At 36.0% G+C, this 22,419-nt stretch carries 17 protein-coding genes; 10 read left to right on the forward strand and 7 right to left on the reverse strand.

Translation table 11 applies throughout. From position 1 onward, the window contains the following. Positions 1-105 precede the first annotated feature (105 nt). The 6 genes from HO345_RS03100 to HO345_RS03125 are packed head-to-tail and all read left to right on the forward strand — an operon-like array spanning position 106 to position 11,543. The gene (locus HO345_RS03100; RefSeq protein WP_253683771.1) at positions 106-3,036 is read left to right on the forward strand and encodes a hypothetical protein; all 2,931 of its coding nucleotides are present in this window, start codon (positions 106-108) and stop codon (positions 3,034-3,036) included. Next, positions 3,033-7,634: a SpoIIE family protein phosphatase gene (locus tag HO345_RS03105; protein ID WP_253683772.1), complete on the forward strand. Its 4,602-nt coding sequence runs from the start codon at positions 3,033-3,035 to the stop codon at positions 7,632-7,634. Before HO345_RS03100 ends, HO345_RS03105 begins: the two co-directional genes overlap by 4 nt. Before the next feature lie 4 nt (positions 7,635-7,638). Further along, positions 7,639-8,424, forward strand: coding sequence for an ABC transporter ATP-binding protein (locus HO345_RS03110; RefSeq protein ID WP_253683773.1), 786 nt, complete (start codon positions 7,639-7,641; stop codon positions 8,422-8,424). Beyond that, positions 8,402-9,148: an ABC transporter permease gene (locus HO345_RS03115; RefSeq protein ID WP_253683774.1), complete on the forward strand. Its 747-nt coding sequence runs from the start codon at positions 8,402-8,404 to the stop codon at positions 9,146-9,148. The genes HO345_RS03110 and HO345_RS03115 overlap by 23 nt, the downstream gene beginning before the upstream one ends. Then, complete coding sequence (locus HO345_RS03120) at positions 9,145-10,632, forward strand: GldG family protein (protein WP_253683775.1); 1,488 nt, start codon at positions 9,145-9,147, stop codon at positions 10,630-10,632. The genes HO345_RS03115 and HO345_RS03120 overlap by 4 nt, the downstream gene beginning before the upstream one ends. Then, positions 10,629-11,543: a DUF4340 domain-containing protein gene (locus HO345_RS03125; protein ID WP_253683777.1), complete on the forward strand. Its 915-nt coding sequence runs from the start codon at positions 10,629-10,631 to the stop codon at positions 11,541-11,543. Before HO345_RS03120 ends, HO345_RS03125 begins: the two co-directional genes overlap by 4 nt. 23 nt (positions 11,544-11,566) lie before the next feature. On the opposite strand, the gene pyrF is transcribed toward HO345_RS03125, so the two are convergent. Continuing rightward, positions 11,567-12,469 (reverse strand): orotidine-5'-phosphate decarboxylase, encoded by a 903-nt coding sequence (pyrF, locus tag HO345_RS03130; protein WP_253683779.1) that lies wholly within the window; start codon positions 12,467-12,469, stop codon positions 11,567-11,569. Between the two features lie 91 nt (positions 12,470-12,560). On the opposite strand from pyrF, the gene HO345_RS03135 reads away from it, so the two are divergent. From HO345_RS03135 to HO345_RS03145, 3 genes are all read left to right on the forward strand, one after another. Further along, complete coding sequence (locus tag HO345_RS03135) at positions 12,561-14,273, forward strand: DEAD/DEAH box helicase (protein WP_253683781.1); 1,713 nt, start codon at positions 12,561-12,563, stop codon at positions 14,271-14,273. A 79-nt stretch (positions 14,274-14,352) separates the two neighbouring features. Further along, the gene (locus HO345_RS03140) at positions 14,353-14,946 is read left to right on the forward strand and encodes a carboxypeptidase-like regulatory domain-containing protein (RefSeq protein ID WP_253683783.1); all 594 of its coding nucleotides are present in this window, start codon (positions 14,353-14,355) and stop codon (positions 14,944-14,946) included. 25 nt (positions 14,947-14,971) lie between these two features. Then, on the forward strand, positions 14,972-16,021 hold the full coding sequence (locus tag HO345_RS03145; protein WP_253683785.1) for a dihydroorotase: 1,050 nt from the start codon (positions 14,972-14,974) through the stop codon (positions 16,019-16,021). Positions 16,022-16,098: 77 nt separating this feature from the next. Here HO345_RS03145 and HO345_RS03150 read toward each other — a convergent pair whose 3' ends face one another. The 4 genes from HO345_RS03150 to pbp4b all read right to left on the reverse strand — a co-directional run bounded on the left by HO345_RS03150 (position 16,099) and on the right by pbp4b (position 19,940). Further along, a complete protein-coding gene (locus HO345_RS03150) occupies positions 16,099-16,494 on the reverse strand; it encodes a type II toxin-antitoxin system HicB family antitoxin (RefSeq protein ID WP_253683787.1) in 396 nt (131 codons plus the stop codon). Then, complete coding sequence (locus HO345_RS13120) at positions 16,491-16,679, reverse strand: type II toxin-antitoxin system HicA family toxin (RefSeq protein WP_366796517.1); 189 nt, start codon at positions 16,677-16,679, stop codon at positions 16,491-16,493. Before HO345_RS13120 ends, HO345_RS03150 begins: the two co-directional genes overlap by 4 nt. A gap of 61 nt (positions 16,680-16,740) precedes the next feature. Continuing rightward, positions 16,741-17,961: an exo-beta-N-acetylmuramidase NamZ family protein gene (locus HO345_RS03155; protein WP_253683789.1), complete on the reverse strand. Its 1,221-nt coding sequence runs from the start codon at positions 17,959-17,961 to the stop codon at positions 16,741-16,743. Next, positions 17,958-19,940, reverse strand: a complete 1,983-nt coding sequence (pbp4b, locus tag HO345_RS03160; protein ID WP_253683791.1) for a penicillin binding protein PBP4B — start codon at positions 19,938-19,940, stop codon at positions 17,958-17,960. Before pbp4b ends, HO345_RS03155 begins: the two co-directional genes overlap by 4 nt. A gap of 97 nt (positions 19,941-20,037) precedes the next feature. Here pbp4b and HO345_RS03165 point away from each other — a divergent pair, with 97 nt between their 5' ends. Further along, the gene (locus HO345_RS03165) at positions 20,038-20,586 is read left to right on the forward strand and encodes a hypothetical protein (RefSeq protein WP_253683793.1); all 549 of its coding nucleotides are present in this window, start codon (positions 20,038-20,040) and stop codon (positions 20,584-20,586) included. Between the two features lie 17 nt (positions 20,587-20,603). On the opposite strand, the gene HO345_RS03170 is transcribed toward HO345_RS03165, so the two are convergent. Together HO345_RS03170 and HO345_RS03175 are read right to left on the reverse strand one after the other, a co-directional pair. Further along, positions 20,604-21,443 carry a substrate-binding periplasmic protein gene (locus HO345_RS03170; protein ID WP_253683794.1) on the reverse strand — a complete coding sequence of 280 codons (840 nt, stop codon included), beginning with the start codon at positions 21,441-21,443 and terminating at the stop codon, positions 20,604-20,606. Positions 21,444-21,460: 17 nt separating this feature from the next. After that, a complete protein-coding gene (locus HO345_RS03175; RefSeq protein ID WP_253683796.1) occupies positions 21,461-22,294 on the reverse strand; it encodes a substrate-binding periplasmic protein in 834 nt (277 codons plus the stop codon). Positions 22,295-22,419 lie beyond the last annotated feature (125 nt).

A 22,419-nucleotide genomic window follows, 5' to 3' on the forward strand; every position in this document is an offset into this window, starting at 1 on the left:
TTTTTAGAGATTTTTATTAAAAAAAAGTATAAAAAGCCGAAAATTGATATAGGAGTTTTTTGTATAGATGACTTTTTTAAGTGCATCAAATTAAGGTTTGGTAAGTTGGATAAAAAACGTTTTTTTATAGGTCTTTTTATATGTTTTCTCTCTATTTCTGCCTTTTCAAAAGGATCTGCCGAAGAAGATTATGCAACGGCTAGAAGCCTTTTGGAAGAGTCAAAAAATACTGCGGCCTTGCAGGATATAGTTAATGTTATTGAAAACAAACCTGAATCTATTGAAAGCGGAATAAGTCTGGCCAGAAAAACAATGGAAAATCAGGCCGAATTTCAAAAAACCTTCCATGAACTTATAGAACTTTTAAAAGTAGACCCCGGCAATAACTTAAAAAGAATTGCGATAATAAACAAGATGGAAATTTTGGAATCCGATATGGATCCGGATCTTAGGGCTTTTTTAGACAAGGTAAAAATATCATCATTCTATGCTATTTACCGTATAAAATTTAATGATTTGATGAGTGAGGGTATTAAACTTATAGAGGAGAAAAAATATAATGATGCCGCCAAGACCTTTATTCAAGGTTTTTCAATGTATGACGGCGAGGCAATGAATGAAGATAAAAGTGCCCAAATAAGCGGCATTTTGAAAAACGAACTTGATTCGGTTAAATCCGATACAAAAAAATACGAAGATGCTTATGCCGAATTTATTTCGGATGTGAATAAATATAGGGCTAAAGCTTTTTCATCATCCTTATCCTCTCTTGAAAATGAATTAAATGCTTTGAAGAATTCTTCTTCTCGGCTTAGAAGTATTACCGGTTCATTAATAGGATCGGGTGCTTCGTTAAAGCAGGTTTATTTAAATGAAAGGAAAAAAAATGTTGAGATCGAAGAAAGCATATTTCCCTTTGCTTACCGTTTAACTATCGGACGGGATTCGGCAAAAGAATATGAAGGCGTTGAAGGAGCTATGGAAGCGGGAGTGCACGAGCCTCTTTATTCTTTGGCAGACAGTCATTGGTTAGAAATTAAAAAACTATGGTTTGAATCTTGCGATACATTCGATTTTGAAAGTGACATATCTATCGATAAAAATCTCTCTCTAATTGATTTTCATTTAAAAAGCTTGACGGGAATTTATTCCGTTATTAATACACGTTCCGGCTCAAGATTTGGAAAGACAGTTGATTCTCAAGATAAAAAAAGAAACTCTTTAGCTGAACTTAATAAAATTATAGATTCCGCAAAAAAATATTACAGCCGTTTTTTGGCTATAAGAGAAAAAATACAGCCTATTTCATCTTCTTATACCGGCAGTTCCGATGAATTGCGTGATTCCGGAAATCCTAAAATTAAAACTTTAAAAGCTGAAATTCAAGAATTGGAATCTATGATAGTTTCCGTAAAAAAATTATCCGAATCTTCAATACCTCACATTGCAAACGATCTCGGCAAAGAACAAGAAGCTTTAGAAGCCAAAAACAGTTTATTGTCTAGTAACATGGATAAGGCCCGCCTTTTGTGCTATGAGGAGCTTGCAATCATAAATAATAAATCCGGTAAAAAAGCCTTTGCTGAGATAAAACAACGATATGACAGCTTTATGAATAATAAACAAAAGACCGATAAGACCTCTCCGGCAGAAATCAGACAAGAACTTTTAGGTTTAAAAGAGATTATAAAATTAGATCTGCGTATTTTAAATAATTTTATAAAAGATACCGATTCTTCCTTATCGGAATCAAGTAAGGTTTTTGCAGATAATAAAAACGGTATTGAAACAACAATTACTTCTCTTAAAGAGCTTTCCGGTATTATCGACTCGGATTTGGCATTGACGGAATCTGCTATTTTAAAAATAAAGTTAGCAAAAAATGAAGCTGACTTAAGGTTTGAGGAAGCAAAAAGAAATTTAAAATCCGGTAATTTTTCTGCAGCAAGGCGAAGCATAGAACTGTCAAGAACAAGAACAAATGATGCCTTACAGCTTGAAGAAGATGAAGAATATCGAAGCATGACGGATAAAAGACTCGAACAGTTGGGTAAAGAAATTAATGATGCGGAAAACGCTGTAGTTGTTAAAGATGTCCGTGCATATTTGGAAAAGGCAAAAAAGGAGTACTTTAATACCGAGTTTATAAAAGCTGAAGAAACTTTGAATGCAGCACGCAGCCGTTGGGCTGTAACCAATATTGAACCGAACGAAGAAGTTGAAAGCTGGTTGGCAATTGTAAATACTGCAGGAACCTTAAAAACAGGAAGATCTATTCCGGCTTCCGCTCCCCTATATCCTCAAATGATACAGCTTTTAAATAATGCTAATCAGCTTTATTTGGAAGCAGAGCAAAAAATAAAGGCGGGTCAGAGGAGTGCTGCCTTAAATAATCTAAATCAAGCTAAGGATAATATACGGCAGGTATTATTGATATTCCCGTATAACGAAATTGCAGGACAATTAAATTTAAAAATCGATAAGTTGATAGATCCTGCAAACTTTAACGAGCAATTCAAAAGGAAAGTTAAAACTATAAGAGCTCAGTACAAGCGTAATTCTCAAAAATCGTATAGCGACTTATTGGATTTGTATAGCATTGATAAAAACTTTTCGGGGCTTGCCGCTTTGAAGGATGAAATTGAAATTTACTTAGGACTTAAACAGCCGCCGCCCGATCTTAAAGCAATCTCAGAATCTGCCAATCTTACTAAGTCGGCTCAAGCAATATATACAGCCGGTGATAGGCTTTCATTCCCGATTGCTTTGCAGCAGTTGGATATGGCTATTAAACTTAATCCGCAAAATATTGTTGCGATACAATTAAAGGACTCAATTCAAATGGCTATGGGCGGTGCTGCAGTTATTGTACTTTCTGCTGCCGATGAAGCAAAGTATCAGCAAGCCGTTTCCGAATTACAAAAAGGAAATAAGGTTATAGCAGCTGCATTGGTTGAACAGCTTATGCAAAGTCCTAATGCAAAAAATTCTGCAAAGGTTAGAGAATTAAAAAAGAGGATAGATGCATTATTATGATTAACGGAAAAAAACATATGAGAAAATTCTTAATTATATTTTTAATGTTCTTATTTTTTATAAGTTTTTTATCAGCAAAAGAATTTTATTGGGAAAATCCTTCCGTTATAAGCGGCCGAAATGGATACTTTTTAAAGTCCGCTTCAAATGCAAACATCTCGGCCTCTGTCTGGGAAGAAGCCGTTAAATCTTCCGATAGTGAGGGACTGATATATATATCAACAGGTGTATATGCAAATAACAAATGGATAATAAATGAACGAATCATTCCGCCTATTCCTTATACGGCCGATATTCCGTCAATTGTTTCTATCGCTGTTGGAAATGATGACAGTATTTTAATCGCATTGGTAAAAAACCGTAATACTATTACAATTTTAAAAAGTACCGATTACGGTAAAACATATACGGTTAAAAATATTACCACAGAAATATACGATTTGCTTTCTCCTCAACTATCCGTTGCTTCAAATGGTAAGTATCTTATGTTTATTTCTCACGGTGCAGATGAAAAGTTTTCTATATTTTATTCTTCATCTGAAGACGGTCTTAATTGGCCTGCTTTTTCTGAATTTAACTTTGCAAAAAAAATGGATAGAATTTTTCTTCCTACACATACGGCTTCTGCAAGAAATGATGTCTTGGTTTTTCAAGCCTTGGATAAGAGCGGGGACAGGCGTACTTACCAGCTTTTTTCTTCATTTTCTTCTAATGGCGGTTCCTCTTGGTCGGAGCCTGTGAGAATAACGGATAATTTTGATTTTAACAATCAAAGACCTCATATATTATATATTAATTCGGAAAAATCTATTTTCATTGTTTGGGAACAATCATCTTACCGCAGCGAAAAGAATTCTCCCGCTTATGCCGTTTTAGATAGCAAAGGAAAACTTGCCTCTTCAATTGAAATACTGCCATCCGGAAACGGAACGATATTTAGTCCTAGAATTATAGCTTATAATAGTAAGCCTCTTATTTCTTGGTCAGAAACTTATGACGGCAAATCATCCATTTTGATTGCAAGAAAAGAGGATTCAATTTGGACAACCGACTCTGTTGCATCTATTACCGGATCCTTGCTTTTTGTAAATCCCTTTTTTGTAGACGGTAATCTTCATATCCTTTGGCAAGAAGGAGTACGCTCGGCAAAAATAATGCATATCGAACCTGACCATGAGGTAGCGAAAGCTCAGCTTCAACCTTTGGATTTTGATTCAAAAACTTCAGAGGGAAGACAAAAAATTACAATGAAGATTAAATTTCCCAATGACTCATCAGGTATAGCCGGTTATTCGTATGAATGGTCAAAGGATGTACCTCCCGAATCTGTAGAACCTGTGATTAAAAAATTAAAAGACGAAACCGTTTTGGTGTATGAACCCGAAGAAGACGGTTTATGGTACTTGGGTGTTAGAGTTTGCGACTATGCCGGAAACTGGTCCGAGATGTCTACTGTTTCTTATGAAAGAGATATAGTTCCTCCTGCAGCTCCTATATTTGATTTATTGGCCTTAGATAAAAAAGGTTTTGTAAAATCGAATACGTTTGATATTCAATGGAATCCTCCCGATTTAGATATAGACGGAAAACCTGAAACGGCTATAAACGGTTATATATGGAATCTTTCTTATATCGGCGATATAGATAAATTTCTTTTATACCTAAAAAAAGCCGGTACCGATTTTATCGATGATGATGTTGTGCAAAAAGTTTTGTCTGATAATTTAAATATTGAATTAAATACATCAAAAATAAGTTCCGTTTCAAATAAAAGAGAATTTAAAAATTATGAAAACGGTCTTTATGCTTTAACAGTTTCTGCCGTAGACGCTTTTGGAAATATCGGTGCTCCGGCAGTAAAGTATTTTGCTTTAAATAAATATATTCCGTATACTTATGTTGCAGATATAAATGCGGTACAAGCGCTGGACGGATCTATCTCTCTTTCTCTGGTAGGTAAGGGCTTTGCTGCCGGAGGCGAAGTAACTTCGATCTATGTTGATGATGACGGACTTCCTCCGTATGATCTAACTATAGAAAAAAAAGATTTTTCTGTTCTTAGTGATAAACTTATATCGAATATAAAAATAAATTATCTGGATCCCGGAAAATACTATGTGGGATTGATGCACTCAGAACGAGGCGTTTACTTTGCTCAAAAAAACATATCTTTTGATGATATAGGAAATATTAAGCTGGGTGATTATGGAAAGGCCTATAAATATAATTGGCTTCTTTCGGCTATGGATTCCGATTTTTCTGATTATTTTTTAATTATTTGTTTTACCATATTTATTTTATTTATTATGATTCTTTCAATAACGGGAGTTATTTATTCCGTAAAAGAAGCTATAAAAATAAAGTATGAAGTAAGTGTTTTATTACGCGGAGGTGCTATGGCATTTGGAAAAGAAAAAAAACTGTCTGCATTAAAAGTTAGAGGCGGCGGATTAAGGTTGAAGTTTATGATGTTTACAAGTACTTTGATAATATCGGTTATTTTAACCTTGGCTCTTCCTTTGGGTTTCAGATTTTCGGAAACACAGGAAAGACTTTTGGCTGAAGGTTTGGCTTCAAATACTCAGGTTTTGCTTGAAAGTTTGAGTTCCAGTGCCAAAGCTTATCTTCCTTCAAAAAATGTATTGGAGCTGGGCTTTTTACCCTCACAAGTATCTGCACTCAAAGAAGCACATTTTGCAACGATAACCGGTGTTCATATTGATAATAAAAAAGTAGGTTATAATTTTGTTTGGGCTTCCAATGATGAAGATATTCTTTCTAAAATAGATACTCCTGATTTTGTTGTAGGTAAATCCGAATTGTCATTGCCTCAATTGGAAGATGTATATAAAAAACTTGATGAAATTGATAAGGAAGCTAGAAATAGTGTAGGTGAAATTGCCGATGAAATTCAATCTTTAACAAATACGGCTATGGAAATTGCCTTAAGTACGGATAGAAAATCGGTAGAAAGACGAAACGAAATTCAATCTGCCATAAATCAAATGGAAACAAAACTTAGTTCCGAACTTAACGGATTGAGTATAAAGGGCGCCGGTTCTTATCCCGAATTTAATTCAAAAAAACTTTCAAGGGATATTACAAGCTATCTTTTTTATAAGCCTATTCTGTATAGAGATGCAGGAGGACAATCTAATTTTGTTCAAGGTATGGTTTATATTCAGGTTTCTACACAGGGCTTGATTGAACAAATTGATGAAGCAACAACTGCACTATATAAAATTATATTCTTGATTTCGTTAGGTGCTCTTGCAGCCGGCTTACTTGGTGCTTATATTTTGTCTTCAATTATTACTGCCCCGATAAAAAAACTTGTAGAGCATGTTGCAATGATTGCTGCTACTGAAGACAAGGAACTACTTGCGGGTAAGGATGTTAAACTTAAAACAAAGGATGAAATAGGTGTTTTAGGAACAACCATAAATGAAATGACAAGCGGTCTTGTCGAGGCAGCTGCTGCTTCAAAGGATTTGACCATGGGTAAAGAAATTCAAAAAATGTTTTTACCCCTAGATTTAGATGAAGCAGGAAGAAAACTTACATCAGGAAAGACTGTAGACGATAATGTAGAATTCTTCGGTTATTATGAAGGAGCCCGAGGTGTTTCGGGAGACTATTTCGACTATATAAAACTGGACGACAGATATTATGCAATTATAAAGTGCGACGTTGCAGGTAAGGGGGTTCCCGCCGCTCTTATAATGGTCGAGGTCGCAACTCTTTTCTTGGACTATTTTAGAGACTGGAGCTATAAAAAGCAGGGATTAAAAATAGATCAGGTTGTATCACGAATAAACGACTTACTGGAATCCAGAGGTTTTAAGGGACGCTTTGCGGCCTTTACCCTTTGTATTATGGATTCGATAAGCGGTAATGTTCATTTTTGTAATGCAGGGGATAATATTATAAATATTTATGATGCAGCCTCAAAGAAAATGAAAGAAGTTGTTTTGACCGAAGTTTCTGCTGCGGGAGTTTTCCCGACTTTTATGATAGATATGAAAGGCGGCTTTAAGGTTGAAACCGTTAAATTAAATTCCGGAGATGTTCTGTTCCTATACACTGACGGTATTGAAGAAGCCAAACGCTTGTTTAGGAATTCCAAACTACAGCCTGTTTTATGCGAAGAGCCCGGACTTGAAAAAGATGCCGAGCATGAAACTCATAGTGTAGGTCAGGATGGAGAAGAGTTGGGTAAGCCCCGCGTATGCGAAATTATCGAAAGTATCTTTGCCCGCAGGTTTTTTAGCTTAAAGAAATGGCATAATCCGATTGAGAATGAACAATTTGATTTTGATTTTACAAACCTTGAGGGAACAATTGAAGATGCGGTTATAGGCCTTGTTTCAGTTGAAAAAATATTCCGAATGTATCAGGATCCTAAGGCTACCGAAAGAGATATGGTTCAGGTAGATAAAAAAATAGATTTATTTTTAAATAAACATTTTAGGCAATATCAAACTTATTGCGGAAACCGTGTACCTAACACCAGTTATAACGAGTATCTTTATTATACAAATGTACGTGAAGACCAGCAATATGACGATTTAACTATTTTGGGAATTAAGAAAAAATAAGGCTATGCTCAAAGTACAAAACTTAAGTAAGTATTACGGAAGCAAAAAAGCTCCGGTTGTAGGATGTAAAAATATTTCGTTTGAATTAAAAACGGGAGAGATAACTTCGCTTTTGGGTTTAAACGGTGCCGGTAAAAGCAGTATTATAAACTGTATATCAGGTTATTATACTCCGGATGAAGGAGATGCTTTTATAGGTTCGTACTCCATATTAACTGATGGACTTGAAGCAAAAAAACTTCTAGGCATCCTATATGAACAAAATCCTCTTTATTCAAATATGACGGTCTATGACTTTTTATATTTTGCAGGTCAAATGCATGGAATAGAAAAAGAAAAATTGGACGATGCTTTAAATGAGGTAATCGATTTTTGTGAAATAGATGAAGTAAAAAATCATTTAATTAAAAGTTTGTCGAAGGGCTTTAAGCAGCGTGTAGGACTGGCTCAAGCTGTTTTACATAATCCCCCATTGATTATTTTGGATGAACCCGCTTCAGGTTTTGATTCGGTGCAGGTAAAAGATTTTGAAAAAAAAATATTGCATATTGCAAAAGAAAAAACTATTTTGATATGCACTCATGATTTAAGGCAGGCTGCGGAGCTTTGCTCCAATCATATTTTGCTCAATAAGGGAGAAATAATAGCCGTTGGTAATCTTTTAGAAATAAAAGAGCAGTTGCAGACGGAAGGCTGTGAGTTTGATTCGGAAATGAATTATACTGTATTGGAAAAAGCTTTTGAATTTTTTGCAGGGATAAACAAAAATGAATTTAGAAAAAACGAATAAAAATCTTATTTTTTTTATTGCAAAAAAAGAATTTAAGATGATGTATAAAAGTTCATCCTTTTATGCTGCTTCTCTTTTTTTTCTGGCCGGTGCGGCTATTGCTTTTATCGGTTCCGATTCGTGGTTTAATGCAGGCTTGTCTGACTTAAAAAACTTTTTTTTGAATATGCCTCTTTTATTTTGTGTTGTAATTCCTATGTTGACGATGAGTTCGTGGAGTGATGAAAAAAAACAATTTACCGATAAGTTTTTATTTTCGCTGCCCGTTTCAATCCGCTGTATTGTACTTGGAAAATATTTAAGCCTTATTTTAATATGGTCTATTATGCTCGCTTTAAGCTTGGTAATACCGCTTTCAGTTTTTTCATTAGCCTATTTCGATTCCGGCTCTTTTTTTGTTTCTTATATTTCTATTTTTTTATTCGGTGCTGGTATTATTTCTATTTCTTTTGGACTTTCGGCTGTAAGCGGTAAAACTGAAATTAATTTTTTGCTTTCATTTTTGACTGTGTTGTTTTTTACAATTATTTATCCTTTAACAAAAAATTTAAATCTCCCCTTATTGCCGAATAAAATTATTGCTTATCTTTCTTTTAGCTCCCATTTTGAATCGGCTGCGAGAGGGCTTTTTGATTCACGCGACATTATCTTCTATTTAATTTTAGTCGCCTTAGGAATTGAGCTTAATGTTTTTATTTTAACCCAACAAAGGAATGTAAGATGAAAAAAGAATATAAGTTTCAATTTTTGCTTTTTGTTTTGGTGCTTATTTTAATTTCTCTTGTTTCTTCAAAAATATATTTTAGACTTGATACTACAAAAGAAAAAAATTACACCTTGTCAAATTATACAAAAGAATTATTGACGAATCTTGAAAGCTCCGTAAAGGTAACTTGGTTTAAAAGTTCAAATGTAGATAGTTTTTTTCCTTCATTAAAATATTTAAACGATATGCTTTCAGAGTATAAATTATATTCCAATGGAAATTTTGATGTTGTAATAAAAGATACTGCAAGCCTTTCATCGGATGCAATAAGCAAGATAGGGTTGATCCCCCGTGAAATAGAAGCTCAAGACAATGCAATGAAGATAATCCATAAGCTGTACTCGGGTCTTATGATAGAATATATGGGGCAAACAAGAATTATACCCTTTATTGATGATATTGATACATTAGAGTATGACCTTGCAAGATTTATTTTAAGTATGAGGTCTGATGCTTTAGGAAATGCCCAAGCGGGAACGGTTTTTCTTATTGCGGATCCTGCCTTGCTTGAAACCGATTATTCTTATGTAATTCCTTGGCTTGAATATGCAGGTTTTAATGTTTTACCTTTGGAATTGCCTCTAAGCAATATACCTGCCGAATTTCCTCTTTTGGTTATAGGTTCGGATTATATAGATTATTCTTCCGCTGCTGCGATAGATATGTTTTTACAAAAAGAGGGCAGGGCTGTTTTTTTTGTTTCAGGGAATAAGGTCGATGTAAAAGGTTCTTGGAAAGCTAAGCCTAAGGTAAAAGATTTTCTATTGGATGTGCTTTCTCATCACGGCTTTTATATAAATGCCGATATGGCCTTGGATTTAATAAATAACTTCCGCATTACGATGGCTCAAGTTGATAATAAAGGTACAAAACTAATTAATTATCCTTTTTGGATTCGGTTTCCTTTAAGCGGTATTAACCGAGACCATCCGATATTTGCCGCTTACCGGCCATTGATTTCTTTTTGGCCTTCTTCAATAGATTTGGATTTAAATAAAAATACCGAGCTTGTCCCCTATGTACTTACAGGTCAAAACTCCTTGACGGTTTTTGATTCTTACAGCACCGATCCTCTTGAAAATCATTTTAAAAAATTTGAAGATGCATCGTTTAAGCCTTCGGTTATAGTTGCAGGGCAAACAAAGCCTTCCCGTATCTTGGTTATAAGCGATGAGTATATGATAAGCAGGGCAATCGATTACACCGGCTCCACATACAATATGGATTTTATGGTAAACTGTTTGGAGTATGTTTCTTTAAAAGATAATCTCCTTTTGTTAAAAAATAAAAAACATTCTCCTCCTCCCTTTAAACAATTTGAAGATAGAGAAAAAATAACAAGCCTTGTATTTAGGGCAAGATTAATTTCTATTATACTTCTTCCTCTTTCCGTTTTTATTCTGGGGCTTTATATGTTTATAAAACAAAGGAGATCAAGGTGAAAAGTTTTTTTAAATTAAAAAAATATACTCAAGCTTTGATTTTTGCAAATATTTTTTTTCTCTTAAATTTGATTTTTGTAAGTATTCCAAAAAATGAAGCAAATGTTTTTACCACCTCTCTCGTTTTAAAACAAAATATAGAAAACATAGATGAAATTGTTTTTACTATTCCGGATAATTCCCTTCCTCCGCGTTTTAACGAGTTAAGGCTTATCAAAAAAAAAGATAAGTTTGTTTTGAGTACTCAATCTGGAGAATATAAGGTTCAGCCGGCCTTAATAGAAAGACTTTTTTCCGTTTTAAGTACTAAACAAAATTTTAGGTTTGTAAGCGATGACATAAAACAATATATTAATTTCGGCTTGGATGAAGATCATGCTGCCCGTCTACAGCTATTGCGTTCCGATAAAACCATAATGGGCGATTTCGTTTTCGGAAAAAACGATACGCTGGGGATAAACCGCTATGTCCGAATAGATGCCCGCACGAAAATTTTTATTATGCCCGATGTCTTATCTTCTTTTTTAACCGTAAAATCTAACTTCTGGCTCGACCTGCAAATTTATAAATACAAATTTGAAAATAACTCAATTCAGCTTATCGAAAAAAACAAACAGCTTATCACCAGTTCGGATAAACATAAAGAAAAATTCGGCGAGTTGGAAACATTTTTAAAACAATTTTCATGTATAGATATTTTTCCTGCATTTCCGATTACCAATTCGGAAACTCAAGAGCTTAATTTAATTTTGGGTACCGGAGAAAAAATAGAGATTCTTCTTACACCGATGGAAAGCGGCGATTTTATTTTGTTTGATTCCGCTTCTAATAATTCCTATGTCATAAGCGGATACACAAAACGCCGCATCGATTCCATCTTAAATTCTATTTTTGAGAATTCTAAAAACTGATGCTTGAAAGTAGACGAGCATCTCTAAAAACTGATGTTGTTAATCGCAGTATCGTGTAAAAGTTTTTCGATATTGTTTATACAAAGCTCCAAATAGTTTTCAGGCACGGGTGCTTTTTTCCAAGGATGGGTCAAGGCACTGGAGCTGTTTATTCTTATAAGGGCTAAATTGCAGCCGGAATTTTTAAGCACTTCCATTACCGTTTTAGCATCTCCTCCTTGGGAACCGACTCCCGGAATCAGCATGGGAACCTCTCCCGCTTGGGCGTAAATACTTGAAATTATTTTTAGCTCTTCCATTCCCGTAGCACCGACAACGGCTCCCGTTCCCGGAAATTCCTTTGCATAAAAAGCAATCTTTTTTGCAACCTCGATATAAAGCTCCGGATTATTTTTACCGTCATAATCGGTTTTAAGATTTTGAAAATCCTTTGCTCCGGGATTGCTGGTCCGGTTTAAAATATAAGCTCCCTTATCCAAATATTTTTCCGAAATAAATGGAAGAATAGAGTCGCTTCCCATGTAGGGACTTACCGTTACAGCATCCGCCTTCCAGCAGTCAAAGGCTTCGATGGCATAGTTAAGACTGGATCGGGCAATATCTCCCCGCTTTGAATCGAGGATTACAGGAATGTCGGGAAAGTGTTTTTCGATTAGGGATAAAATTTCTGCAAGGCTTTCGGAGCCCGAAAAATCCTTTTCCCTGGGCTTATCAAGGGCCGAATAATAACCTATATTAGGTTTAAAAGCTGCGGGAACCAAATTCTTTTCCTGCATCTTATCTAAAAGCTCTTTAAAAAAGCTTACAAGGTTATCCTTTACCATTCCCGTTTTATTCGGAATAGCTTCAAAAATCGGGTCTAAGCCCATACATGCACAGTTATTCGTTTTTTTTGCCGAAGTTTTTAATAAGTCGATGTAGTTCATATTGGCGGTAAGTTTAGCCTAAAACGGAAGATGTGTCAATTATCATTAAGCTATAGATTTTTTTTTGCTTATTTATTATATTTAATAGATTATGTTAATTACTTTTAAAGAATTGGGACTTGACGATATAGTCCTGCAAGCAGTTGAAGCCAAAGGTTTTGAAGAACCTACTCCTATTCAGGTTTTGGCTATTCCCCGCCTTCTTTCGGGAGAAGCAAATGTTATCGCTAAGGCTCGGACAGGAACGGGAAAGACGGCAGCCTTCGGCCTTCCCCTTGTGCAGGAGCTGCGTTCAAACACCGGAAGGGTGAGAGCCCTTATTTTGGTTCCTACCAGAGAGCTGGCCGTTCAAGTTGCCGGCGAACTTGAATCTTTTAGAATCGAAGAATATCCCCGTATCGCAACCGTTTACGGAGGAGCGGCGATAGGCCCTCAACTCAGAAGCCTAAAAACCGGCGTCGAAATTGTTGTAGGAACTCCCGGCCGCATAATGGATCATCTTGAACGGGGCTCCCTAAAAATCGAAGATATAGAATATTTTATTTTGGATGAAGCCGATGAGATGCTTAACATGGGCTTTATCGAAGACATAGAAAATATCTTTTCAAAGGCAAATCCTGAAGCCCGTGTTTTAATGTTTTCGGCGACGATGCCCAAGCAGATACTGACCATAGCTTCCGACTTTATGGGCGACTATGAAATTGTCGAAGAAGAACCTCAAGAAGAAAGAGCATCTTTAACGGAACAATTTTTTTGGGTTGTAAGGGAAGGGGATAAAACCGAAGCCCTTGTCCGTCTTATCGATACAAGCCCTAACTTTTACGGCCTCGTATTTTGCCAAACAAAAATCGATGCCGATGATGTTGCAAAGGAGCTTGACGAAAGGCACTACGAAGCTGCCGCCCTCCACGGGGATATTCCTCAAAGCCAAAGGGAAAAAATATTGGAACGCTTTAGATCAAAAAAGACCCGCATTTTGGTTGCAACCGATGTTGCCGCAAGGGGTATAGACATCGAGGGCATTTCCCATGTTGTAAATTATGCAATTCCTTATGATGGGCCGACCTATACCCACCGTATAGGAAGAACGGGCAGGGCAGGAGCGGCAGGAATTGCCGTCAGCTTTGTACGCCCTAACGAGCTAAAAAGAATAGAGTACTTACGCAAACATGCCCGCGGAGAATTAAAAGAAGGCAAAATTCCTTCAATCGAACAAGTCATCGAAATCAAGCGTACCCGTATCTTAAAAGAAACTGCTGCCCAAATCGAAAAACGCATTAGCGAAGAAAAACCCGAACAGGGCTTTGCTGCCTTTGCAAATAAACTTGTAGAATACGGAGATGCTCAAACAGTTCTCTCCTTTATTCTTCAAATGCAATACGGCTTATTTTTATCGCCTGCTCATTATAAAACAATCAAGCCTGTGCGTTCTGAAGGGAGGGCGCGAAAATCGGATGAGGATTCTTTGCGTCTTTATATAGGTGTCGGCCGAAAAGACGGTATCACAAAGCGCAAACTTGCCGAAATGCTAAGCCGGCTTCTTTCAATCCCCGAACGGCTTGTAGATGACATAGAGGTTATGGATAAGTTTTCCCTCGCGACAATGCCTAAAAATGCCGCAAATGATGCTTTGCGCCTCTGTAAAAAGAAAAGGGGCCTGACTCATATGCATATTGACGTAAAAACTGAAGCTCCGGCTAATTACGGTTCTATCGGTAAGGGTAAAAGAGGGCAAAAGCGGAAAAATGGAACTCAGAGAAAAAAAGAAGGCTTAAGTTCTGCCTCAAAGTATAAGCGTAAATAGTTTTAATTTGAAATTTCTAATTTTTGCTTGACAATATTCTATTTTTTACGGTATAATCTAGGTTACAGGAGTTATTTTTATGAGTGTTATAAAGGGAATTGTGCGGGATAAAAACAAACAGCCTGTCAGTCATGCTAAAGTTGCTCTTTTAACGGAAAAGTTTGAAGTTATAATCGGCGGTGAAGCTGATGAATCAGGCCGTTTTTGTCTGGAAGCCGATGCTAAAAAGTATCCTTATTTTATAGCTTCAAAAGGTTTTAATGAGAAATTTCTTGATTTTTGGGGCTATAATATAGATTTAAGGCGTGACCTTGAGATAAACCCTGTTCTTGGTAAAATAGAAATTTTTAGTTTGATATTTTTTCCTTCTTTAGATACGGATGATACCATGATGGTTTATTTTAGGCCTATGAGCTCAAAACTTATTTTAGGAGAAGAAAAAACTATAGCTCCGGAGCTTAATACCGATGATATAACCATTTCCGTCAACGGGGATTTTTATGAAATTGTTACTATGAGGGTTATAAGCGAAACCGTTAATAAAGGTGTTGAACCTATAAAGGCCTATGCCCTAAAAATAAACCTGGACGGTATCGAATGTGATGGAAAAAATAAACTTGAAATAAGCATTATAAAAGATGAAAATTACGGCGAAGCCGTTTTATTTTTCTAAATATGTTTTTAGATAAGATTGATTTATGATAGATTCCCATGTTCACCTTAGAGACGGTCTTTTATCCGATAAGGAAACTATAGCCCACGCCTTGGCCTTGGCCTGCCCCGCAGGTTTTACGGCCTTTTTCGATATGCCGAATACCAATCCTCCTCTTACAAATGAAGAGGCTGTTTTGGAGCGTTTTGCCCTTGCAGAAAAGTCCATAAAGTCGGCCGGCCTTTCTGCCTTTTACGGTATTTACGGCGGTCTCACTTCCAATATTTCTCAAATAGAAAAAATGGTTTTATTCTATAAAAAATACTTTCCTAAAATAGTAGGATTTAAGATGTTTGCAGGCCATTCTACCGGAAACATGGGCATAGTTGAAAAAGAAGACCAACGGAAGGTCTATGCAGCGCTTAAAAAATTCGATTACAGGGGTATTCTTGCCGTTCATTGCGAAAAAGAAAACCTTATGAATAATTCGATCTTCGATATTGAAAATCCTATCACTCACAGCCTTGCCCGACCTCCTATTGCCGAAACGGAATCCATAAAGGATCAGATTGAGCTTATGCAAAGCGAGGGCTTTAAGGGACATCTTCATATCTGTCATATAAGCACAAAAGAGGGAATAAGGCTTGTTGCCGAGGCAAAAAAAAACGGCCTTAGTGTTTCGTGCGGAGCTACGGCTCATCACGCTCTCTTAAACATTGAGTCTTATAAAAAGTCGGGTATCTTTGTAAAAATGAACCCTCCCTTGCGTGAAAAAAAGGAACAAGGAGCCGTTTTTAACGCTCTCATTTCAGGAGAGATTGACTGGATCGAAAGCGACCACGCTCCCCACACATATGAAGATAAGAAAAAAGGTGCTTCCGGTATTCCTGGTTTTGCCGGTTCTCTGATTCTTTTAAAAGAACTGCGCAAGGCCGGCTGTTCCGAAAAAAGACTTAACGAACTTTGCGGTAAGGCCGTAAACCGTATTTTTAAACTTGATTTGCCTTATAAAGTCCCCTCAAACACTGAGATCGAAGCCTCCCTCCCAAGTTTACGATCCGGCTATCCCTTCGATGCCTTTGAATTTTTTGTATAGATGATTAAAAGACGCAGAGTGAATATCTCAAAAGTAAATTTATGAATTGTTGCATAACAGTTTTTCAACTAAAAAAATTACAATGCAATTTCTAATTTATTTTTTATCGCATTTTGTAATTCTTGCGAGAAATTCAAATTAGCTTTTTCGGCAGCTTCTACCAGCCATGCCGGTATGGTTACATTTTTGCGGACAGCTTTATTTTTAACTATAGCACGGTATCGAGATGTATCGGCTCTTATTATTGATAGTACATCGTTTTTTTTATGTTCTATCAGATGTTGTGGAGTCGCTTTTGCTATTTTAAAATGCTCGTCTTCTGCAACACACAACCATGCCGCCATAGCATCTTCCATTTGTTCTATTGCATCTTGTAAATTCTTGCCGGTTGTTATGCACCCTTTAAGATCGGGAACTCTTGCATATATTGTACTGTCTTTTTCAGTAAAAATTGCAGTATAAGCGTATTTCATTTTGTCTCTCCTTGTTCAATCTCTTTTAAAATATACCGTAGGTCATTTTTATTAAAATCATGCCGTTTTAAAGGAATGGAACATTTTAGTTTGGTATTGCAGTATATATCGTGATTGCCTCCGTGCCGTTTTAAAAAATATCCTGCTTTTTCCAACTCTTTTATTGCTTGCTTCCGTTCATTCATAATATTAGTATACGCATTTTATACGTATTTGTCAAATAGTTTTTTTAAGCTTCCGCCATTTTTAATACATCAAATACTTTTCCCTCATCTTCAAAAACTTCTTTTCGTCTTTTTCGATAAATTTAAAGTATTCATCTAAGGAAAGGCTCATCGAGCTTAGCTTGTTTGTTCCGCTTAATAAATTGAGACCGCAGAGTTCGGCAGGGTAGTTGTTTATCTTAAACTTATCGGGATACATTTCTCTTATTGTGTACATCACCGCGATTGCACTTTTTACGGGCAAGAATTTGTTTTTATTCCTGACGATGATTTGAACCCCCTCGCATAGCTCATCCTTATAAACCGAAAGGGCAGGTGTAAAATAGGCGGGCTTAAAAAAGACTCCCTCAAGCTTGAGGGCATTTAGAGCTTCTGCTAAAGCCTCGGCATCTATATAGGGGGCTCCTATGTATTTAAAGGGCATGGTTGTTCCTCTTCCTACCGAAATGTTTACCCCTTCAAAGATACAAAAGCCCGAATAAACTAAGGCGGTATCGGCTGTAGGAATATTGGGCGAAGGAGGCACCCACATTAAATTAAGGTCTTCAAAATAATCTTCACGGCTCCACCCCTGCATGGGGACTATTTTTAAGTTACAGCCTATCTTAAATTCTTTATTGAACATTAAGGCTAATTCTCCCACGGTCATGCCGTGCCTTTGCGCAATAGGAAAGTAGCCTGTAAAGGATTTATATTTCTCTTCCAAAATATTCCCTTCGACATTTATTCCGTTTATAGGATTGGGCCTGTCAAACACAATAAATGTTTTTCCGTCACGGGCGCATGCTTCCATTGCATAGGCCATTGTGTAAATATATGTGTAAAATCTTGCTCCTACATCCTGAATATCGAAGCATAAAACATCTATTTCTTGAAGCATCTCTTTTGTGGGCCGCTTTGTTTTTCCGTAAAGGCTGTAAACGCTAAGGCCGGTTTTTTTATCTACCGTGTTGGAAATACCGGCCCCTTCCCTTGCATTTCCCCTTATTCCGTGTTCCGGAGAAAAAAGGCTTGAAAGATTAGTCTTTTCGTATAAGATTTCGATGCTTGATCTTCCTAAAGAGTCTATACCTGTTTGATTGGTAATCAATCCAATTCTTTTTCCTTTAAAAAGATTAAAAAATTCGTCGACGCGTTCAATTCCCGTTTTAAAATCGGACTCGCCCGGCTTACCTGCTTTTTTTTCTGCGAAAACCATGAGGGCAAGACTGCAAAAGCAAAATAAAAAAAACACCTTTTTCATTTTGCTGTTCCTTCAGCTTGTTTTTTTGCCAAGTTTTTCTTTGAGTTCCTTGATTGAATTTCTGCAAGTATGGCCATAGCTTTTTCACTTTTTAAAAATTGTTTTAGGACTGCAGATTGCTTTGATTGTTCTTTTATGCTTTCCATTATGGCTGTCAAATCCTTGCGGGAACCTTCGTTATCATAAATTTCAGGAATCATGTTTATAAGTTCTTTTCTGCCTGCTGCAAGTTCTATAAGCATTTGATCCAGCAGAGCATTATCATAGTTTTTAAATGCGGAATAAATAAGGGTGGTAATGGCTCCATAGTTTTTTGCAAGATAAAAATCGCCCTCATATTTTCCGCGCAAGTTTTTTCCAAAAAGGGCAGGGGTGTTTTTTGCACTTGTAAAGATTATGATTATTAAATCTTCTTTAGGATCGATTAAGGTTAATGTCCCCGTCCAGCCCGTGTGTCCTATTGTGTCCGCACTTGCAAGCTGGGAGAAAGCCCAAGCATAGCTGTTATTAAGCCCCTGTCTCCTCCATCCCAAGCCTGCCTGCGAAAAAAAATTCCCCTGACTGGTAAATAAATTCAAAACGCTTGAATCGAATAGTTTGATATTTCCGTAACCGCCTCCGTTCAGCATGACCTGAGCCAGGACTGCTATACTTTCGGCATTTGCAAAAAGTCCTGCATGACCGCTTACCTGATCCATTGAATTGTAGGCTTCAGGGTCATGTACCGTTCCGTGAACCGGCAAGTATTTTATATCTTTAAATTTTTCGTCCTTTGTTCTTTTGACCGCTCGTATCTCGGTTGCGGTAATATCCTCTTTTGTAAATCCCTTTTTTAATGGCTCATAGCAAACCGAAGATAAATTTAAGGGTTTGTAAAGGTTTTCTTCCGTATACTTATCCAAGGGCATTCCCGTTACCTTTTCTATAATCAAACCTAAAAGCATATAATCTATATCTGAATATAAAACCTCAGTGCGCGGAGAATATATTAAAGGAGTGTTGCAAATCAGCTCTAAAACAATCTCCTTGTTCTGTCTTTTATCGGTTTTCTTTTTTTGTGTTATTTTTTTGTTCACATAATATTGTGCCCCTGCCGGAAAACCTGCCTGATGCTTTAATAAGTCCTCAACGGTAATATCGCTTTTTCCCTTAAAAAGAGCTCTTTTTTTATCCTTAAACTCAGGAAAAAAATCTTTTACCTTATCATAGATTGAAATTTTTTCTTCGGATATAAGTTTTTGTAAGGCGAAATTTACCGTATACATTTTGGTATTACTGGCTAAATCAAAAAGAGTTTCTTTTGTGATAGGCTTTTTATTTTTTTTCATCAGGGGTTTCCCAAACTCGTCAACGGTGCTGATATAGCCGTAGGCCGAGTTTTTTATCATCCTTCCGTTTTTTACCACTACGAGCTGAACCGATGGAAACCCGTTTGCTGTTTGTGCCTCCATAATGTCATCTATTATTTGAAAGGCTCTATAATTTACGTTATTTAATTTTTCTTTTTTTTCGATAATGGAAGGGTAGGGGATTTTTACCGATAAGGTATAGGCTTTCAAAAAGCCCTTATCATCTTTTTCTGCTTCAATGTTTGTAATGAGTAAGTTATTGGTTCCGTTTATTACCTCATCTCCGATATAAATTTTAGTGTATTTATTTTTACAGATTTTTTTTGTATCTATTTTTTTTCCGTTTAAATATAAAAGAAATTTTTTTACATTTTCGGTATGAAAATAAACATAGCCCTGTCCCTTATAAGCCTTAAAAGAAATAAAGCTGTTCGGTAAAATTGAAGGATCATATTTTTCTTCATCCGGAGGAAAACTTACATCCGTTTGAAAGCCTAAAAAGCTGCCTTCGGTTTCTTCCGATTTATAAATGTCTGCATCTGCCGGATCGCTCTTTATCTTTGATATTTGAGCCGAGCGGCATGACAAGATTAAGCTGGTAACAAAAAAAATGCACAAAAACTTTTTCATTTGCCCATTGTATCATAAAATTTAAAAATAGAAAAGAAGAGAAATTTCTTCTTGCACATCAACGGATTATTGTATATAATGAATTCGGAGGTAATTTATGTCAAAATTTAAAATGCAAAAGGCTAATGCCGAAGTTCTGGATAAATTGATAAAGCCTATTTCATCGATTACCGGTGCCAAAAATGAAGGGTTTTTATTGACTGCAGGATGCGGAACTGAGCGTGAAAAATGGAATACAATGACTGCCGGCTGGGGATCTATAGGTTTTTTATGGAATAAACTTACCGCTACCGTTTATGTAAGACCTACCAGATATACTTCCGAATTTATTGATAAAGAAGATTATATAACTCTTTCTTTTTTTGATGGAGATGATCCATGGGCTAAGGATATGCTGGCTTTTTGCGGCTCCGTTTCGGGCCGAAATGCCGATAAAGCAAGGGAAACAGGCTTAAAGCCTGTGATGCTTGAAGACGGTGCTATATCTTTTGAACAGGCTAAAACCGTTCTTGTATGCCGAAAGCTCTACCGAAGCGAATTCGATATGGATTTATTTGTTGACCCGCAGATTATTATAGATTCATATCCAAAAAAAGATTTCCATTATGTTTATATTTGCGAGATAGTTTCCGTTTATACAAAATAAAGTTCTTTATTATGGGCTTAGCGGCCTATAATGGATATGTTTGCCCCGAACCATTTTTTACTCGTTTTTTCTAAAAAATCGGTTTGAGCCATATCTTTTAAGGTGGATTCAACGGCATTCATCAAGGCTATATCTTCCTTTCTGAAAGCTATTACATATTCTTCGTAAGAGATAGCTTCATCCAGCACTCGATAAGAGCCTTTATTTGCTCGTATCAAAGTGCTTGTAGATAGAAGATCGTCTACTACACATTCTACCTCATCCTTTTCGAGGGCATTTAAGGCCTCTTGTGTAGTCCTAAAAACAACAGTTCTTTTAAATACTCCATGGGTAAATTCCGCTTTTTTAAGACTTGCCTGTATAGAGGATGAGAACATAACTCCTATTTTCTTTTCTCTTATATCTTGAATGGAATAGTAAGGCGACTTATCCTTTACAATCAAGATTACAGCACTTTTTATATAGGGTGTTGTAAGAGAATATGTTTCACTTCGTTCTTTGCTGAATGCAAAGGCACTCCATATACAGTCGATTTCTCCTTCTTTAAGTAATTTATCTCTTTCACTCCATTTGATAACTTTAAAAACCGGTTTAATCTTCATTTTTTTGCATAATTCTTTAGCTATTTCAATGTCATAGCCTTCCGGTTCTGCCGTAAAAAGGTTTAGAAAAGAAAAAGGCGGGTAATCATTCCGAATTCCTATTACAAATTCTTTTTTTACAAAAACTTTTGCAAGCGAAATATCGTTCTTTTTTTTCTTCTCTGATTCTTCTTTTGGAGTACAAGCTGAAATTAGTAAAACCGTAAATAAAAATATGAAGCTAAGTTTAAAAAGATAATTTAGATTTTTGTTCATATAATTACATCCTTAATTTATTTTCCAAAAATTACCAAATTTATTCCGAACCATTTTCTTGAAATTTCTTCAAGTTTTCCGGTTTTTTCCAGATAAAATAAGGCTTTTTCTACTTCTGTTTTTAAGCCTTCGCTTCCTTTTTTAAAAGCATATACATAAGAATCCAAAGCTATAGCTTCTTCAACAAGGCTATAAGTATCAGGTTCCTTGGTTAAATATGTTGCCATAATTGAAATATCTCCGACGCAGACATCTACTTCATGTTTTCTTAAGCTGTTTAAAACTTGGGGTAAGGTGTTATATGAGTATTCTACTGAACGGATTTGATTCATCAGCTGAGAATTGTTTCTGATCAGAGCAAGTCCTAAGGCTCCAATTTGCCCTCCTATTTTTTTATCTTTTAGATCTTCGATATTTTTAATATTACTTGATTTTAAAGTTAAAAGTACCACAGCATTACGCAAATATGGCCGTGTAAGTTCATAAATTTCATTTCTTGCATCCGAATACGAAAGTCCAGATGCAATACAATCTACAAGCCTGTTATTTATTAGGTTTTCTATTTCACTTGGCACTATTGTCTTAAATTCCACATCAATATTCATTATATTCGCTATTTCTTTAAAAACATCAACATCAAATCCTTCCATCTCGTTTTCGCTATTGTAAGAACACATAGGCGGATTTTGTGAGTCTACTCCTACAATAATTTTAGATCTTACGAGAACCTCGGCTAAAGATGTATCATCAGCAGACATTTCATAAGCTTCATTTCTTTTGCATGAAAATAACAATGCAGCTAGTATAACCACCGCAAAAAAAGCTGCCTTTGAGTTTAATTTATTACGCATAAAACAAATATATCACAGTATCCGTAAATTGTAAAGAACGGGAAAAAGCTTGTTTTTTCATTATTGAAACTTTTATCAAAAAATGATAGAGTATGAATCAGCAGATATGATAAACAGGAGAAATT

Origin of the sequence: Treponema denticola (assembly GCF_024181645.1) — a bacterium.
In the GTDB taxonomy this organism is placed as follows: domain Bacteria; phylum Spirochaetota; class Spirochaetia; order Treponematales; family Treponemataceae; genus Treponema_B; species Treponema_B denticola_A.

Bases quoted from the DNA above. Each gene is read 5' to 3' on its own strand.
- HO345_RS03105 (WP_253683772.1), top strand. From the start codon at position 3,033: ATGATTAACGGAAAAAAACATATGAGAAAATTCTTAATTATATTTTTA.
- HO345_RS03110 (WP_253683773.1), top strand. From the start codon at position 7,639: ATGCTCAAAGTACAAAACTTAAGTAAGTATTACGGAAGCAAAAAAGCT.
- HO345_RS03115 (WP_253683774.1), top strand. From the start codon at position 8,402: ATGAATTTAGAAAAAACGAATAAAAATCTTATTTTTTTTATTGCAAAA.
- HO345_RS03120 (WP_253683775.1), top strand. From the start codon at position 9,145: ATGAAAAAAGAATATAAGTTTCAATTTTTGCTTTTTGTTTTGGTGCTT.
- pyrF (WP_253683779.1), bottom strand. From the start codon at position 12,469: ATGAACTACATCGACTTATTAAAAACTTCGGCAAAAAAAACGAATAAC.
- HO345_RS03135 (WP_253683781.1), top strand. From the start codon at position 12,561: ATGTTAATTACTTTTAAAGAATTGGGACTTGACGATATAGTCCTGCAA.
- HO345_RS03140 (WP_253683783.1), top strand. From the start codon at position 14,353: ATGAGTGTTATAAAGGGAATTGTGCGGGATAAAAACAAACAGCCTGTC.
- HO345_RS03145 (WP_253683785.1), top strand. From the start codon at position 14,972: ATGATAGATTCCCATGTTCACCTTAGAGACGGTCTTTTATCCGATAAG.
- HO345_RS03150 (WP_253683787.1), bottom strand. From the start codon at position 16,494: ATGAAATACGCTTATACTGCAATTTTTACTGAAAAAGACAGTACAATA.
- HO345_RS13120 (WP_366796517.1), bottom strand. From the start codon at position 16,679: ATGAATGAACGGAAGCAAGCAATAAAAGAGTTGGAAAAAGCAGGATAT.
- HO345_RS03155 (WP_253683789.1), bottom strand. From the start codon at position 17,961: ATGAAAAAGGTGTTTTTTTTATTTTGCTTTTGCAGTCTTGCCCTCATG.
- pbp4b (WP_253683791.1), bottom strand. From the start codon at position 19,940: ATGAAAAAGTTTTTGTGCATTTTTTTTGTTACCAGCTTAATCTTGTCA.
- HO345_RS03165 (WP_253683793.1), top strand. From the start codon at position 20,038: ATGTCAAAATTTAAAATGCAAAAGGCTAATGCCGAAGTTCTGGATAAA.
- HO345_RS03170 (WP_253683794.1), bottom strand. From the start codon at position 21,443: ATGAACAAAAATCTAAATTATCTTTTTAAACTTAGCTTCATATTTTTA.
- HO345_RS03175 (WP_253683796.1), bottom strand. From the start codon at position 22,294: ATGCGTAATAAATTAAACTCAAAGGCAGCTTTTTTTGCGGTGGTTATA.